The sequence below is a fragment of the Variovorax palleresanus genome (assembly GCF_051144945.1).
GTDB lineage: Bacteria > Pseudomonadota > Gammaproteobacteria > Burkholderiales > Burkholderiaceae_C > Variovorax > Variovorax paradoxus_S.
The window spans coordinates 1,033,029-1,047,620 of sequence record NZ_JBJNVP010000002.1; the positions used below are offsets into that span (position 1 = coordinate 1,033,029).

Genomic DNA, 14,592 nt, shown 5'->3' on the forward strand with positions numbered 1-14,592 from the left:
TGTCATGAAGTTCAAGAGCAAAGTCATCTACACATCGCACATCGAAACGCCGCTCGGCGGCATCACGATGGCGGCCACCGACGAAGGCCTGGCGGGCGTCTGGTTCGACCAGCAACGCCACTGGCCCGACACCACGGGCTGGGAGACCCGCGACGACCATCCCGCGCTGGTCGAGGCCGGCGCACAGCTGCGCGATTACTTCGCCGGCAAGCGCGACACCTTCGACGTGAAGCTCGACCTCTCGCACGGCACCGCGTTCCAGCAGAGCGTGTGGCAGGCGCTGCTCGCCATACCGTCGGGCAAGACCATGACCTACGGAGCGCTGAGCGCCAACGTGGGCAACCCGGCCGCGGTGCGCGCGGTGGGCGCGGCCGTGGGGCGCAACCCGATCAGCGTGATCGTGCCCTGCCACCGCGTGCTGGGCGCCGACGGGTCGCTGACCGGTTACGCTGGCGGGCTTCATCGCAAGACCGCGCTCCTGGAACTGGAATCGAAGTAGAGCCAGCCTCCAAGGCAATGCGCACCATCGAGAACGTATGAACACGACAACGAAAGACAACACTCCCGCCACCACGCCTTCGACCAAGCCCAAAGCGTGGCTCCTAGACCTCGTGCTGCTGGGCGCCCTCTGGGGCGCATCCTTTCTCTTCATGCGCATCGGCGCGGCCGAGTTCGGCGCCTTGCCGGCGGCCGCGGTGCGCGTGGCGGTGGCCACGCTGTTCTTGCTGCCGCTCCTGTTCCTGCGCGGGCACGGCGCTGCTCTGGGGCAGCACTGGAAGGCGTCGATGGCCATCGGCGTGCTGAATTCCGGCATTCCGTTCGCGCTCTTCTGCTTCGCGCTCCTGACCATCAATAGTGGCCTGGCGGCGGTGATCAACGCCACGGTGCCGATGTTCGGCGCGCTGGTGGCATGGGCCTGGTTTCGCGACCGGCCCGACGGCTCGCGCATCGTCGGCCTCGTCATCGGCTTTGCGGGCGTGGCCATGCTGGCAAGCCGCAGTGCGGGCCTGCACGCCGATGCGGGCGGCAACGCCGCGCTGTGGGCCGTGCTGGCCTGCCTGGGCGCATGCGCGAGCTACGGCGTGGCGGCCAGCGCCACGCGGCGCTACCTGGGCGGTGTGCCCGCATTGGCCACCGCCACCGGCAGCCAGATCGGCGCCACGCTGTTCCTCGCGCTGCCCGCGCTGTGGTTCTGGCCCACGCAGATGCCCAGCGTGCGCGCATGGCTGGCGCTGCTGGCGCTGGGCGTGGCGTGCACGGGCCTCGCGTACATCCTCTTCTTCCGGCTCATTGCCAATGCGGGGCCGGCGCGCGCACTGACCGTGACCTTCCTGGTGCCGGTGTTCGCGGTGTTCTACGGCGCGGTGTTCCTTGGCGAGAACATCACGCAATGGATGCTGATCTGCGCGGCCGTCATCGTCTGCGGCGTGGCGCTGTCCACCGGCCTCGTGAAGCTCTGGCCCGGCGCGGGCTCGCCGGCCGCTACATCGCCCCCGCGACCACGTTGACGGACAGCGCGAGCACCAGCATGTTGAAGGCGAAGGCCAGCACGCTGTGCACCAGCGTGATGCGGCGCATCTCCCGCGAAGTGGCCTGCACGTCGGACACCTGCGTGGTCATGCCGACCACGTAGGCGTAGTAGAGAAAGTCGAAATAGTCCGGCTCCTGCTTGCCCGGAAAATCCAGCCCGCCGTCGGGCGAGCCGTCGCGCTGGTCGATGTAGTAGCGGTGCGCGTAATGAAAGGCGTAGATCGTGTGCATCATGAGCCACGAGCCCACAAGCGCCACCAGCCCCAGCGCAATATGCCCCGTGCGTGCGGGGCCGCTCATCAGCTTGACCTGCTGAAGCAGCATCGCAATGGCCACCACGCTCGCACCAATGACCACCAGCATCGACACCAATATCACCACGTTGGGTTGATCGAGCGACTGCGCGCGCTTGCGGGTTTGCTGTGCATCGAAAGTATCGGCCAGCCACCACGTGAGCACGAGAAACACCACGCAGTTGGTGCACCAGCCCGCAAGTCCGCGTGCCATGCCGTCGAGCGGCCACGGGATGGCCGCAACCACGATGCCCGCCACGCCGGCATAGAGAAGACGCTGCGGACCGGTGGTCGCGGAAAGATGTTTGCGCATCTTCAAAGCTTAGCTTGAATACTTTTTCAGGCTTGCCAACGCATGCTTCAACATCGTCTTACACGCGAAGCGGCAAATCGACGCATGGGCGTTTTAAAGCTGCGCTATAACTTGTCGGTCATCAAAAGGGAGCCGCCGCCTGGCGCTTTGCGCGCATAAAAATTGCGTGTCGAGCCCGAGGCTTTTTTGTCCTCTCTCTTCTCTCTTAAGGACCTCCTCATGCTGTTGCTCCGCTCCCGCCCGCTCGCCAGCCCCGCACGGTTGACGAAGCTGGGCGCACTGGCCGGTGTCGGGTTTCTCTTTGCGCCCGCATTGGCCTTCGCCGAACCATCGCCCGCGCTCGATCGTTTCAGCTTTTCGGTGGGAGCCTATAGCGCCGATCCTAAATTCAATGCGACAGTCAGCTCGCCGTACGGTGCGCTGCGCACGCGCGACCTCGAGCCCGGCCGCGTGACCATGCCGCGCGTCACGGCCGACCTGCTGATCGGCGACAGCCACGGCCTCTCGTTCGACTACTACCGCTACAAACGCGACTACTTCGGCCAGGCCGGGGGCAACGAATCCTTCGGCGGCTTCGGCACGGTCAGCGCGGTGGGCAACGCCAACCTCAACGTGAAGCTCGACTTCGCGAAGCTCTCGTACAAGTGGTGGCTCGGTTCGGGCAACACGGTGTTCGGCCTGGGTGCGGGCGCGGCCTACTACAACATCGGCGTCGCCACCAACGCCAACGTCGCGGTGAACGGACGCATTCGCACATTGAACGAAGACTCGAGCGACAACGCCGTTGCGCCACTGCTCGAGGTCGGCGTGCGGCATGCCATCAGTCCCGACTTGCGCCTTTTTGCCGATTTCTCCGGCGTTCGCAAGGGCGGTGGCCGCTTCCACGGCAGCATCTACAACGCCTCCGCCGGCGTGGAGTGGTTTCCGGTGAAGAACGTCGGCGTGGTGCTGGCCTATGGCGCCACCCACATCGACATGGCGCGTGAAACCAGTACGGCGGAAACCCGCGTCAAGGTCAAGTTGAACGGGCCGTCGGCCTTCATCAAGGCAAGGTTCTGAATCTCTGGCGGCACGGCGGCCCTGCCATGCGCCGGGAGCGGTGCGCATAGGTGCTTGCGATCATCGGCGGCCGCGCCATGGCCCCCTATGATCTTTTGATGTACATCCCAGCCCCACCCCGCTCCGACAAACTCGATGGGTGCGCCGCCAGTGCGCGCCGCACCCGGAAGCCGCACGCGCTTGGCCTTGCCGCCTCGGCGGCGCTGCTGCTCGCCGCGGGCGCACCGGCCCACGCGCTGGTCATCGGTGTGACGGAAGGCGTGAGCTACCACGTCACCGAAAGCCAGATCGCGCCGCGCTTCGAGCCCATTGCCGAGGTGCTGAGCAAGGCGCTGAAGCAGCCCGTGACCATCAAGGTGTTCATAACGTACAACGGTGCGCGCGAAGCCCTGAAGGAGCAGCAGGTCGACATCGCGTTCATCCACCCGGCCCACGTGGCGCTCGAGGCAGTCAAGAGCGGCCGCTACCAGGCACTGGCCTGGACCAGCGGCTTCACCGCATACAAGGTGTCGCTGCTGTGCAAGGAGCCGCAGCCCATTTCCGACTGGAAGGGCATTGCCGGCAAGGGCCTGGTGATGCCCGACGCGGATTCGATCACCTCGGTGATCACGCGGGCCATGCTGCGCGAGCACGGCCTGCAGCCGGCCGCGCTCAAGCTCACCAACACGCGCTACCAGGACGCGGTTCCGTTCTATGTGCAGAACGGCTTTGCGGCCTATGGCGCCACCGCGGCATCGGGCGTGATCAAGACCTGGAAGGACGGCGGCGGCAACGTGTGCGCGGAGTCGCGCGCGGTTCCCATCAAGCAATGGGTGGCGTCGCGCAAGCTCGATGCCGCCACGGCAAGCGCCGCGCGCGAAGCCCTGCTGGGGCTGGCACAAAGCGATGCCGGCAAGCGCGCACTCGCCACATCGACCTACACTGGCTTCGTCGCACCCTCGCCCGAAGCCGAGACAGCCTTGATGACCTGGCTCGGCATCTGAAGATCGGCGGGCGCGGCGCCCCAACTCCGCTTTTCATGAACCGCCCATGACCGACCTGTCCCGCTTCCCCATCACCCAGAAATGGCCCGCACTCCACCCTGACCGGCTGCAGCTGTATTCGCTGCCCACGCCCAACGGGGTGAAGGTGTCGATCATGCTGGAAGAAACCGGCCTGCCCTACGAGCCGCACCTGGTGAGCTTCGAGACCCACGACCAGATGTCGCCGGAGTTTCTGTCGCTCAGCCCGAACAACAAGATTCCCGCCATCCTCGATCCCGATGGGCCCGGCGGCAAGCCGCTCGCGCTGTTCGAGTCGGGCGCCATTCTTCTCTACCTGGCCGACAAGACCGGCCGCTTCATTCCGCAGGATGCCGCGGGCCGCTACGAAACCATCCAGTGGCTGATGTTCCAGATGGGCGGCATCGGCCCGATGTTCGGCCAGCTCGGCTTCTTCAACAAGTTTGCCGGCAAGGACTACGAGGACAAGCGTCCGCGCGACCGCTACGTCGCCGAAGCGAAGCGGCTGCTGGGCGTGCTCGACAAGCAACTCGAAGGCCGCAACTGGGTGACGGGCGACAGCTACACCATCGCCGACATCGCCATCTTCCCGTGGGTGCGCAACCTGATCGGCTTCTACGAAGCGGGCGACCTGGTGGGCTTCAACAACTTCAAGAACGTGGCGCGCACGCTCGAAGCCTTCGTGGCGCGGCCCGCCGTCGTGAAGGGCCTGGGCATCCCCAAGCGGGGCTGATCTCCGGCCGAACTTCTTCGGCTGGAAGACGCCGCCGCCCAGCCGAAAACAGAACTACTCATTTTCCGGCCGAGTGTCTTTTTCAGGGCACGTGCTGGTGCTTCCCGCACCCTTTCCCGCCTCCTTCAGGCGCGGTTAAGGTTACACTTCAATAAGAATAATTCTTATTCAATGTTCCGAGTCATCCCGCAGATTGCGCCGGTGACCGGCCCGGGAATCACCACTGCGAAAACTTGCGAGAAGGCGATCGGATGCGCGACCTCGTCCAGGAACTTGTGGCTCACTATGCGGACTTGCGCCGCCAGCTGACGCGCGACCTGCGGGACCCCCACTACGCGGCGGACATCGCGCAGTCGAGCTTCGAGCGGGTGTATGCGCACGCGCTCAAGATGAACGACGACATCCGCATCGATGCGGCATCGGACGGAACGCCGGGCGGCGGCATCGAGTCGCCGCGCGCTCTGCTGTTTCGCGTGGCGCGCAACCTGTGCGTGGACGACGCCCGCCGGCGCAAGGTGGCGCAGGACTGGGTCAGCACGCATTTCAGCGTCGGCTCGCGCCAGACGGTGCCGTCCTGCGAATTCATCGCGTCGCAGCAGCAGGTGCTGGCACGCGTGGTCGAGACGCTGGAGACGCTGCCACCCCGCCGGCGCGAAGTGTTCCTGCTGTTTCGCGCCTACGGACACACGCGCGCCGAGATCGCCCAGCAACTGAACATCACCGAGATGGCCGTGGCCAAGCATTTGCTGCGCGCGGCCATCGACTGCTCGCGCGTGTTCGCCCGGCTTCGCTCGGAATTGATCGAACAGACGACCGTCTCCAACCGCACGGGCTTCGACGCGAAGCTGGCCGAAGACTTCGCCTGAGCGGCGCATCGTGGCAAGCGCGCCGGACGAAAAGCTCATCGAACGCGCGCTCGCGCTGATTGTCGAGAGCGAAAGCGCACCGCACGACGCCGCGGTTGCCGCGCGCCTGGCCTTGGCCCGGTGGCGCAGCAGGTCGGCCGAACATGCGGCCGCCGCGCTGGAAGCGCGGCGGCGCTGGGATGCCCTTGGCGGCATCGCAGCCGAGCTGCGCGACTTGCGGAAGTAGCGCGGCAACCCTTCACTGCAGGCGCTTCTCTTCATGCCGCGCCTCCTCCAGCGCAGGCTTCATGAGTGCGGCGCCGGTCAGCGCCCAGAGGGTCAGCACGTCGTCCAGCGCGCAGATGTTCCCCGGATCGACGCCGAGCCAGCGCACGAGTTGCTCTGCCCGCTCGGGCGACGGCTCGTCATGCAGCGTGCAGAAGAGCGTCCACGCAATGTTGAAGGCAGGGCGATCGGGCGGCCGGCTCTTGTGGGTCTTGTCTTCCATTCCCCTCCTTCACGCGGCGAGGCTTTCGCACGATTCACGCACCCTGTCTTCCGCGATCTTGCCCGCATGCATCGTGATGACGCGGTCGGCCAGGTGAAAGTAGCGGTCGTCGTGCGAGATCACCACCAGCAGGTGTCCCTTGGCGCGCAGCTCGGGCAAGAGCTCGGTGTAGAAGAGGTGGCGGAAGGTCGGGTCCTGGTCGGCGGCCCACTCGTCGAACACCAGAACCGGGCGGCCTTCGAGGTACGCGTGCACCAGCGCCAGCCGCTTGCGCTGGCCGGTCGAGAGGTCGGTGGTGCTGAACGCGCCGTTCTTCAGGCTCACCTTGTGGGCGATCTCCAGCCGTTCGAGATAAGGCAGGGCCGTTTCGGGCAGCACCTCCATGCCCGCACCGCCCTCGCTCTCTTCGCCCGCCACCAGATCTTCGAACAGGTAGAAGTCCGAGAACACCGTGGTGAAGAGCTGGCGGTAGTCGTCGCGGCCCTCGGGCTTCACGACCGAATCGTCGATCAGCACTTCGCCCGCCTGCGGCGCATAGAGGCCCAGCAGCAGCTTGATCAGCGTGGTCTTGCCGGAGCCGTTGTCGCCCACTACGAACACCATCTCGCCGCGGCGCAGCTTCAAATCGATCGGCCCCAGCGTGAAGGCCTCGCCGCCCTCGGGCGCATCGAAGGCATAGCGCACGCCGCGCATGCCGATCTCGTTCTTCAGGATCACGCCGTTGGACGCGCGCTCCAGGTGCAGGTGGGGCTCCGGCGTGGCAAAGCGCGCCGACAGGTCGCCGATGCGCTGGAACGCGACCTTGGCGCGGCCCACGCCGGGCAGCAGCAGCGCGATCTGATCCAGCGGCCCCTTGAGGAACAGCAGCACCAGCACGAAGCCACTGAGCACCGCGGGCTCGGTCGGCTGGAACGCGGCCCAGCCCAGGATCAGCGCGATCAGCAGGAAGAACAGCGCCGAGCCGAAGGCCGTTGCGATCACATAGGTGTTGATCGCACGCCCGTTGACGACGCGGATGGTGTCGACGATGCGCTCGATCTGGCCGGAGAACATGCGCGTGCGGCGCGTGCGGTGCATGCGCAGCTCCTTCGCGCCTTCGCTGATGGCGCGGTAGGCCTTGTGCAACTGGTCTTCCTGCTCGCGCGCCTTCCAGAAGCCGGCTTCGCCGCGGATCTGCGCCATCAACTGCGCCGTGATGCCGATCACCAGCGCCACCAGCATCAGCCCGAACAGCGGCGGCGAAAGATACGCGAGGTAGCCGAGGCAACCCAGCGCCACGGCGAGCGAGATCAGCATTCCCGACAGCGCGAAGGCCACGTCGCTGATCATGTCCACATCTTGCGAGAGCACCGGCATCAGGCGGTGCGTGCGATAGCGCTCCAGCGCATCGATGGGTGCCGCGAGAATCTTCTGCGCCAGGCTCTTTCGCACCTGGGCCACCAGGCGCTGGCCGACGAAGTTGGTCGACACGTCCGACGCCATGCGCCCGAACAGCGCCACGCCGCACAGGCCGATGAAGGTCAGAAGCAGCCCACCCGCCAGACCGCCCGGCTGGTTCAGCACCCGGTTGATGGTGCCGAGCAGCGCGACCGTGGCGGCACCGGCGCCGACGCCCGTGACCGCGGACAGCACGATCCATGGAAGAAATGGTTTCAGCAGGCGCCCGATTTCGGCGCCGTTGCCTGTGGTGGTAGTTGTCATGCAAAGGCTCTTTCCGCCCGGGGGCGACAGCTGGGGAACGACCATGCCTCTGTGGCACGGCTCCAATGGCTTCGTGCCACCTACTGCCTAGACGGCCCAGACGCGGCAATGTTCAGCGCGGCGCCGGATGAACAGCGGCCGCGCGAATCCGTCTTGAAAGGATGACCCCGCCGAACGCCGACCCATGATCCCGCTGCTGGAGCCCTTGTTCCAGGGCGAACTGGCCGTGCATGGCGAGAAGCTGCAATGCGCGGACACGGTGCCCGCCGGTGCGGTGCGCGTGGCTGAACTCGCGCAATCCCCCGCGCTGCTTGCCGACGTGCTGCAACGCAATGCGCGCTACCGAGGTGTCAGCGGCGCCGATTGGCGCCCCGTCGCATCCGCGTGGAGCCTCGAATACATCGCGATGCTGCTGCCCCCGGTGATGGCCGCGGCCAGCATGCTGCGGCATGTGTTTCCCATTGCGGCGGAACACACCTGGGTGCGGCTGGATGCGCACGGCGGCCCGGTCGGCTTTCATATCCGGCATTTGGGCCGGCCGCAACCAGGGGCCGATGCCGCGGAGCGCTATGAACCGCTGCTGTGGCAGCACCTCGCCCCACTCTTTGCGGCCCTTTGCGGCCTCACGCGGCTCGCGCCCAAGATTCTCTGGAGCAACACCGTGCGGCTCATGGAACCGGTGTTCGACGTGGCGCTGGCCGCAACAGGCGGCGCGCCGTCGATCGCAGAGGATCGGCAACTGCTGCTGCACAGCGCGATATGGCCGCGCGATCTTCGCACCAACCCGCTGCACGGCCGCCAGCGCAATGCGCCCGTCAAGCTGCACCGGGAGTGCTGCCTCAACTACCTGCTGCCGCACGAGCACCACTGCAACGCATGCCCGCTGGCGCCGGCGCATCGCGGCCTCGGGTGAACAGATTGCGGGCCATTCCGTCTTCCATCTATCCATCCATTCCACACCTATGTCCAAGGCCAAGCTCGTCTACATCCTGTCTCTGAGAAACGCCGCGGCCGACAAGGCCGGCCAGCACATTGCGTACAAGGGGGAGCAGCGCTACATGGCGTCCCCGCTCGAGTACCTGGCCAGGGCGCTCGACGAAACCCCGCTGGGCGATGCCTATTCGCTCGAAGGCATCGTCATCGACGACGACCCGCGCTCGCCGCGCGACCAGGCCGCGCTGCAGGATTACGGCTTCTCGTGCCAGCCCGGCAAGAAATGGATCTTTCCGGGCGGGCTCAAGACGCAGGGCAAGACGCTCACCGACATCTTCCATTCGGTGCCCTCCGAATACCGGCGTCTGCCGCTCGATGCGGCCGACCGCGTGGCCGGCAAGAACCGCTTCGAGCGCACGCTGCTCGACAAGCTGCTGACGCTGCAGGCCGACATCGTCGTGCTCGACGGGCTGCTGGTGATCCTGGACGAGCTGGTGCGGCCCGGCGCACCGTTCCACCGCAGGATCGTCAACATCCATCCGGGCATCACCCGCATCGAGTCTCCCTACGAACGCCGCGGCGCCTACGCCACGCTCGATGCGCTGCACGGCGCGCAGGGCCGCAAGATCGTCAACTGGGCAACGATGGAAAGCGTGGCCGTCGCGCCGCTGTTCAAAACGGGCGCCTCGCTGCACTACGTCGACAACGGCATCGACTCCGGCGAGGTGATCCACGACGCGCTGCGCACCACCATCGACCCCGAGGACACCATCCTCGAGCTGCGCTGGAACAACTTCAACCACAGCCTCTTCCCCGCCCTGCACGAGGGCCTGGCCCTGCTTGCAGAGCAGCGGCAACCGCTCACCGAAAGAATCGCATGACGTCCACCCCCCATGTTTCCTATGCGGACGGCATGCCGCACGCGATCACGCGCGAGGGCGAGATGCTCAGCGTGCGCAACACGCAGGACAGCACGCGCTCGCTCTGGAAAGTCGGCCAGGGCAGCACGCTCGACTGGGTGGACGGCAGCGATGCCTCCACGTCCCATCTGCTGGCGGCGCTCGAAGGCGCGTTCGAATACCAACCGACGAGCAAGAGCCTCACGGTCGCCCCGAGCCAACCGGCCGCGGTGCTCATTCAGGCCGGCGTGCTGCTGCCGGCCGAAGGCGGCAAGGCCCTCGCCTGCCGCGACATGCTGTGGCAGCAGCCCTCGCTGTGGCTGCCCACCGTGCATGCGCCCATGGCGCTGCAGTACGCGCTGAGCAACGGCAAGCGCCACCCCGTGCGCCCGCCCAAGCCGCGCGGCGTGCTCTACCAGCGCTTCATTCCGTGGCTCGGCAAGACCTTTTCGTTTCGCAGCTTCGACTTCGAGGCCGACCTCGCGATGTTCAACCGCTGGATGAACGACCCCGACGTGGCCGTGATCTGGGAGGAAGAAGGCGACCTCGACAAGCACCGCCAGTACCTTTCGGCCATCGACCGCGACCCGCACATGTATTCGATGATCGCCTGCCTCGACGACGAGCCCTTCGGCTACTTCGAGATGTACTGGGCCAAGGAGAGCCGCATCGCGCCCTTCTACGACGTGGCCGACCACGACCGCGGCTGGCACGTGCTGATCGGCGAGCCCGCATTCCGCGGCAAGGCCTTCGCCACCGCATGGCTCACCTCGATCTCGCACTACATCTTTTTGTGCGACCCGCGCACCCAGCGTGCCGTGGGCGAGCCGCGCATCGACCACCTGCAGCAGATCCGAAACCTCGACAAGTCCGGCTACGCCAAGGTGAAGGAGTTCGACCTGCCGCACAAGCGCGCGCTGCTCGTGGTGATGCTGCGCGAACGCTATTTCACCGACGCCCTGTGGCTGCCCCGCAGCGACGGCGCCGCCACGCCTGCCCAACACTCTGCGTAAAGGAAAAACCGCCATGGTGATTCACGACCTCATCGGCATCGGCTTCGGCCCTTCGAACATCGCGCTGGCCATTGCGCTGGACGAGAAACGCCGCGACGGCCGCCGCGTCGATGCGATGTTCATCGAGAAGCAGGCCGGCTTCGCCTGGCACAAGGACATGATGCTGGACCAGGCGCACATGCAGATCTCGTTCATGAAGGACCTGGCGACGCTGCGCAACCCGACCAGCCGCTTCACCTTCATCAACTACCTGCACGAGAAGAAGCGCCTGCAGGACTTCATCAACCTGAAGACCTTCTTCCCCAGCCGCCACGAGTTCAACGACTACCTGGGCTGGGCCGCGGCCCAGTTCGAGGATGCCTGCGTCTACGGCGAGGAAGTCTTCGAGGTGCTGCCCGAAAAAGAAACGCATGGCGGCGAAGTCTCATTGCTGCGCGTGCGCTCTCGCGACGGCGCCGGCCACGTGACCGAGCGGCTCACACGCAACCTGGTCGTCAGCATCGGCGGCATGCCCAACATTCCGGAGGGCTTCGGGCCGCTCAGGGACGACCCGCGCGTGTTCCATTCGAGCAGCTACCTGCGGGACATGGCCCGCCTGCCCGATGCCGCAAGAATCGCCATCGTCGGCGCCGGCCAGAGCGCGGCCGAGATCTTCATGGACCTGCAGGGCCGGCCGCACGCGCCGCAGGTCGACCTGATCATGCGGGCCCGCTCGATCCGTCCGTCCGACGACAGCCCCTTCGTGAACGAGGTGTTCAACGTCGAGTTCACCGACTACATCTACAGCCAGGCCGAGGACGAGCGCGCCGCGCTGATCGACGAGTTCGGCCACACCAACTACGCGGTGGCCGACCTCGACCTGATCCAGCAGATCTTCAAGATGTTCTACGAACAGAAGGTGCGCGGCGAGAACCGCATGCGCTTCCTGCGCCGGCACGAGATCCGCGGCGTGCATGCCACGGTCGACGGCGTCCACCTCACCCTGTCGGACCAGGACACCGGCCGCGACAGCACCTCGCGCTACGACGCCGTGGTGCTGGCCACCGGGTATGCGCGCGAACAGCACAAGGCGCTGCTGACGCCGCTCGCTCCGTACCTGGGAGATTTCTCGGTCGATCGCCACTACCGCCTGGGCAGCACGCCGGACTTCCATCCCGCCATCTTCCTGCAGGGCGCCTGCGAGTCCTCGCACGGGCTGAGCGACACGCTGCTGTCGGTCACCTCGGTGCGCACGGGCGAGATCGGCAATGCGCTGCTCAAGACGATTCCAGCGGGCACGCCGACGGCGGCCAATGCCGCAAACAGCGCCCTCCGCGAGCGCCAGCCGGTCCGCGCGTAGGCAAGAGCTGCCCCCGGGGAGGGTAGGCAAAAAGAAAGGAGACAGCCCGCTGTCTCCTTTTTTTTAAGTCAAACGTCTCATGTATGGAAGCACCAAGGCGCCGGAATCGGCCGCCTTGGGCGCCGAAACGTGAACACGTCGTATTCAAGCACCCTGGAGTCATCAACCTTATGCGTCCCCTGCCCCGTCAACGTCTGTTGAATACCGCGCTTGCCGCGGCTTTCGGCACAGCCTTTTCACTTTGCAGCGTGAGCGCCTCGGCGCAAGCCACGGGACAGCAGCCGCGTGCCGCCGACCCGAGCCTGCCCGCGATCACCGTGAACGCCACCACGGAAGAATCCGCCACCGGCCACGTCAACGGCTACCTCGCCAAGCGCAGCATGGCCGGCAGCAAGACCGACACGCCGATCGTGGAGACGCCGCAGTCGATCTCGGTCATCACGGCCGACCGCATGGACGCCATCGGCGCCACCAACGTCAAGGAGGCGCTCGGCTACACGCCCGGCGTCAGCATCGCGCCCTTCGGCGCCGATTCGCGCTACGACTGGATCACGATCCGCGGCTTCGACGGCTATGCGCCGGGCTTCTACCTGGACGGCATGCCGCTGCGCAACAACGGCACCTGGGGCGTCTGGAAGACCGAGAACTACGGCACCGAGCGCATCGAAGTACTGCGCGGACCGGCCTCGGTGCTCTACGGCATGGCAAGCCCGGGCGGCGTGGTCAACATCGCGAGCAAGCTGCCCACGGCGGAACCCCTGCGCGAAATCCAGCTGCAGTACGGCAACGATGCCCGCCGCCAGGTGGCCGGCGACTTCTCGGGCGCGCTCGATGCGGAAGGCAAGGTGCTCTACCGCATCACCGGCGTGCTGCGCGATGCCCAGCTGCCCGGCGGCAGCTCGCGCGACGACCGCACCTACATCGCGCCTTCGATCACCTGGAAGCCATCGAGCGACACCACCTTCACGCTGCTGGCCCAGTACCAGAAGAACCGCGCGGGCGCCTACAGCCGCATCCGCCCCGTCGAGGGTTCGCTGACGCCGACGCGCATCGGCACCTTCATTCCCAGCGACCTGAACGTCGCCGACCCGAGCTTCGATCACTTCAACCAAGACCAGAAGATGATCGGCTACCAGCTCGAGCATCGCTTCAACGACACCTTCACCGTGCGTCAGAAGCTGCGCTACGGCAAGCTCGAGGTCGACTACCGGACCCTGCAGTCGCCGAGCTTCGCCACCATGGACGCCGCCAATGCGGTGAACCCGATCAACTACCAGTACCTGAACCGCGGCGTCTTCGGCAGCCAGGAAAGCACGACGTCCCTCACCATGGACAACCAGTTGCAGGCCGACCTGCGTTCGGGCGACTGGCAGCACAAGGTGCTGTTGGGCCTGGACTACCAGCGCACCCGCATCGACCAGTACACCTACAGCAGCGTCTCCGGCGCGCCGCTGCTCGACATCTACGCACCCGTGTACGGCAGCGCCATCGACACCCCCAGCCCCTACGTCAACGGCGTGAGCCGCCTGGCGCAGACCGGCATCTACCTGCAGGACCAGATCAAGTGGGGCGACCGCTGGTCGCTCACGCTCGGCGGCCGCTACGACACGGCCCAGAGCAGCGCCTACAGCCGGTTCGACGGCACGACGCAACGCATTTCCGAGAACAAGTTCACCAAGCGCGCGGGCCTGGTCTACCTGGCACCGAACGGCCTGGCACCCTACCTGAGCTACGCGGAATCGTTCGCGCCGACCGGCGCCATCGATCCGACGACGAAGACGCCCTTCAAGCCGGAAAGCGGCCGCCAGTACGAGGCCGGCATCCGCTACCAGCCGCCGGGCGGCAAGTCGCTCTACAGCGCGGCCATCTTCGACCTGCGCCGCAAGAACTACATCACCTACGACGCGACGTTCATGCCGAAGCAGACCGGCGAGATCTCGGTGCGCGGCCTCGAACTCGAGGCCACCACCGAACTCATGCCGCGCCTGAATCTCACGGCCTCCTATGCCTACACGCCGCGCGCCATCGTCACGGCCAGCAGCAGGGTCGCGGAAATCGGCAAGCAGGCAACGTCGGTGCCGCGCAATCGCCTGTCGGTGTGGGCGGACTACCGCTTCAGCAACGGCCTGAAGGTGGGCGTGGGTGCGCGCTTCAACGGCTCGACCCATGGCGACGGGGAAATCGTGGCGCCGGCCAAGGTGCCGTCGTACACGCTGCTCGACGCCATGATCGGCTACGACATCGACCGCTGGACTCTGGCACTGAACCTGCGCAACCTGACCAACAAGACCTACATCGCCAACTGCGCCTACGGCTATTGCTACCTGGGCACGCAGCGCACGGCGGTGGCGACGGCCACCTATCGCTGGTAAGCCCGGCGCTCCAGAGCAAAGGCCGGATGCCCTCGCGGGCATCCGGCCTTTTT

15 protein-coding genes are annotated in these 14,592 nt (G+C 66.2%); 12 read left to right on the forward strand and 3 right to left on the reverse strand.

What is annotated here, in order from left to right; translation table 11 throughout:
- Window positions 1-4 precede the first annotated feature (4 nt).
- A complete protein-coding gene (locus ACJ7Z0_RS08605) occupies window positions 5-499 on the forward strand; it encodes a methylated-DNA--[protein]-cysteine S-methyltransferase (RefSeq protein WP_434789499.1) in 495 nt (164 codons plus the stop codon).
- A 37-nt stretch (window positions 500-536) separates the two neighbouring features.
- Window positions 537-1,508, forward strand: coding sequence for a DMT family transporter (locus ACJ7Z0_RS08610; RefSeq protein ID WP_434789500.1), 972 nt, complete (start codon window positions 537-539; stop codon window positions 1,506-1,508).
- Here the strand turns inward: ACJ7Z0_RS08610 and ACJ7Z0_RS08615 are convergent.
- Window positions 1,483-2,136, reverse strand: a complete 654-nt coding sequence (locus ACJ7Z0_RS08615) for a DUF1345 domain-containing protein (RefSeq protein WP_434789501.1) — start codon at window positions 2,134-2,136, stop codon at window positions 1,483-1,485. The genes ACJ7Z0_RS08610 and ACJ7Z0_RS08615 overlap by 26 nt on opposite strands.
- Window positions 2,137-2,355: 219 nt before the next feature.
- Between ACJ7Z0_RS08615 and ACJ7Z0_RS08620 the strand changes: the two genes are divergently transcribed.
- The 5 genes from ACJ7Z0_RS08620 (at window position 2,356) to ACJ7Z0_RS08640 (ending at window position 6,021) form a co-directional block, all read left to right on the forward strand.
- Window positions 2,356-3,195, forward strand: coding sequence for a hypothetical protein (locus ACJ7Z0_RS08620; protein ID WP_431129280.1), 840 nt, complete (start codon window positions 2,356-2,358; stop codon window positions 3,193-3,195).
- Between the two features lie 98 nt (window positions 3,196-3,293).
- Window positions 3,294-4,178, forward strand: coding sequence for a phosphate/phosphite/phosphonate ABC transporter substrate-binding protein (locus ACJ7Z0_RS08625; RefSeq protein ID WP_434789502.1), 885 nt, complete (start codon window positions 3,294-3,296; stop codon window positions 4,176-4,178).
- 46 nt (window positions 4,179-4,224) lie between these two features.
- Window positions 4,225-4,929: a glutathione S-transferase N-terminal domain-containing protein gene (locus tag ACJ7Z0_RS08630; RefSeq protein ID WP_434789503.1), complete on the forward strand. Its 705-nt coding sequence runs from the start codon at window positions 4,225-4,227 to the stop codon at window positions 4,927-4,929.
- 251 nt (window positions 4,930-5,180) lie between these two features.
- On the forward strand, window positions 5,181-5,795 hold the full coding sequence (locus tag ACJ7Z0_RS08635) for an RNA polymerase sigma factor (RefSeq protein WP_434789504.1): 615 nt from the start codon (window positions 5,181-5,183) through the stop codon (window positions 5,793-5,795).
- A 10-nt stretch (window positions 5,796-5,805) separates the two neighbouring features.
- Window positions 5,806-6,021 (forward strand): iron dicitrate transport regulator FecR, encoded by a 216-nt coding sequence (locus ACJ7Z0_RS08640; RefSeq protein ID WP_431129268.1) that lies wholly within the window; start codon window positions 5,806-5,808, stop codon window positions 6,019-6,021.
- Between the two features lie 12 nt (window positions 6,022-6,033).
- Here the strand turns inward: ACJ7Z0_RS08640 and ACJ7Z0_RS08645 are convergent, their stop codons facing one another.
- Both ACJ7Z0_RS08645 and ACJ7Z0_RS08650 read right to left on the reverse strand, forming a co-directional pair.
- Window positions 6,034-6,282, reverse strand: a complete 249-nt coding sequence (locus tag ACJ7Z0_RS08645) for a hypothetical protein (RefSeq protein WP_434789505.1) — start codon at window positions 6,280-6,282, stop codon at window positions 6,034-6,036.
- A 9-nt stretch (window positions 6,283-6,291) separates the two neighbouring features.
- Window positions 6,292-7,983, reverse strand: coding sequence for a cyclic peptide export ABC transporter (locus ACJ7Z0_RS08650; RefSeq protein WP_434789506.1), 1,692 nt, complete (start codon window positions 7,981-7,983; stop codon window positions 6,292-6,294).
- A gap of 184 nt (window positions 7,984-8,167) precedes the next feature.
- Here ACJ7Z0_RS08650 and fhuF point away from each other — a divergent pair, with 184 nt between their 5' ends.
- The 5 genes from fhuF to ACJ7Z0_RS08675 all read left to right on the forward strand — a co-directional run bounded on the left by fhuF (window position 8,168) and on the right by ACJ7Z0_RS08675 (window position 14,539).
- Window positions 8,168-8,896 carry a siderophore-iron reductase FhuF gene (fhuF, locus tag ACJ7Z0_RS08655; RefSeq protein WP_434789507.1) on the forward strand — a complete coding sequence of 243 codons (729 nt, stop codon included), beginning with the start codon at window positions 8,168-8,170 and terminating at the stop codon, window positions 8,894-8,896.
- 49 nt (window positions 8,897-8,945) lie between these two features.
- Window positions 8,946-9,797, forward strand: coding sequence for a formyltransferase family protein (locus ACJ7Z0_RS08660; RefSeq protein WP_434789508.1), 852 nt, complete (start codon window positions 8,946-8,948; stop codon window positions 9,795-9,797).
- Window positions 9,794-10,828, forward strand: coding sequence for a GNAT family N-acetyltransferase (locus tag ACJ7Z0_RS08665; protein WP_434789509.1), 1,035 nt, complete (start codon window positions 9,794-9,796; stop codon window positions 10,826-10,828). The genes ACJ7Z0_RS08660 and ACJ7Z0_RS08665 overlap by 4 nt, the downstream gene beginning before the upstream one ends.
- Before the next feature lie 13 nt (window positions 10,829-10,841).
- Window positions 10,842-12,167 carry a lysine N(6)-hydroxylase/L-ornithine N(5)-oxygenase family protein gene (locus ACJ7Z0_RS08670; RefSeq protein ID WP_434789510.1) on the forward strand — a complete coding sequence of 442 codons (1,326 nt, stop codon included), beginning with the start codon at window positions 10,842-10,844 and terminating at the stop codon, window positions 12,165-12,167.
- Between the two features lie 170 nt (window positions 12,168-12,337).
- Window positions 12,338-14,539, forward strand: a complete 2,202-nt coding sequence (locus ACJ7Z0_RS08675; RefSeq protein WP_434789511.1) for a TonB-dependent siderophore receptor — start codon at window positions 12,338-12,340, stop codon at window positions 14,537-14,539.
- Window positions 14,540-14,592: the final 53 nt, after the last annotated feature.

Bases quoted from the DNA above. Each gene is read 5' to 3' on its own strand.
- ACJ7Z0_RS08605 (WP_434789499.1), top strand. From the start codon at position 5: ATGAAGTTCAAGAGCAAAGTCATCTACACATCGCACATCGAAACGCCG.
- ACJ7Z0_RS08610 (WP_434789500.1), top strand. From the start codon at position 537: ATGAACACGACAACGAAAGACAACACTCCCGCCACCACGCCTTCGACC.
- ACJ7Z0_RS08615 (WP_434789501.1), bottom strand. From the start codon at position 2,136: ATGCGCAAACATCTTTCCGCGACCACCGGTCCGCAGCGTCTTCTCTAT.
- ACJ7Z0_RS08620 (WP_431129280.1), top strand. From the start codon at position 2,356: ATGCTGTTGCTCCGCTCCCGCCCGCTCGCCAGCCCCGCACGGTTGACG.
- ACJ7Z0_RS08625 (WP_434789502.1), top strand. From the start codon at position 3,294: ATGTACATCCCAGCCCCACCCCGCTCCGACAAACTCGATGGGTGCGCC.
- ACJ7Z0_RS08630 (WP_434789503.1), top strand. From the start codon at position 4,225: ATGACCGACCTGTCCCGCTTCCCCATCACCCAGAAATGGCCCGCACTC.
- ACJ7Z0_RS08635 (WP_434789504.1), top strand. From the start codon at position 5,181: ATGCGCGACCTCGTCCAGGAACTTGTGGCTCACTATGCGGACTTGCGC.
- ACJ7Z0_RS08645 (WP_434789505.1), bottom strand. From the start codon at position 6,282: ATGGAAGACAAGACCCACAAGAGCCGGCCGCCCGATCGCCCTGCCTTC.
- ACJ7Z0_RS08650 (WP_434789506.1), bottom strand. From the start codon at position 7,983: ATGACAACTACCACCACAGGCAACGGCGCCGAAATCGGGCGCCTGCTG.
- fhuF (WP_434789507.1), top strand. From the start codon at position 8,168: ATGATCCCGCTGCTGGAGCCCTTGTTCCAGGGCGAACTGGCCGTGCAT.
- ACJ7Z0_RS08660 (WP_434789508.1), top strand. From the start codon at position 8,946: ATGTCCAAGGCCAAGCTCGTCTACATCCTGTCTCTGAGAAACGCCGCG.
- ACJ7Z0_RS08665 (WP_434789509.1), top strand. From the start codon at position 9,794: ATGACGTCCACCCCCCATGTTTCCTATGCGGACGGCATGCCGCACGCG.
- ACJ7Z0_RS08670 (WP_434789510.1), top strand. From the start codon at position 10,842: ATGGTGATTCACGACCTCATCGGCATCGGCTTCGGCCCTTCGAACATC.
- ACJ7Z0_RS08675 (WP_434789511.1), top strand. From the start codon at position 12,338: ATGCGTCCCCTGCCCCGTCAACGTCTGTTGAATACCGCGCTTGCCGCG.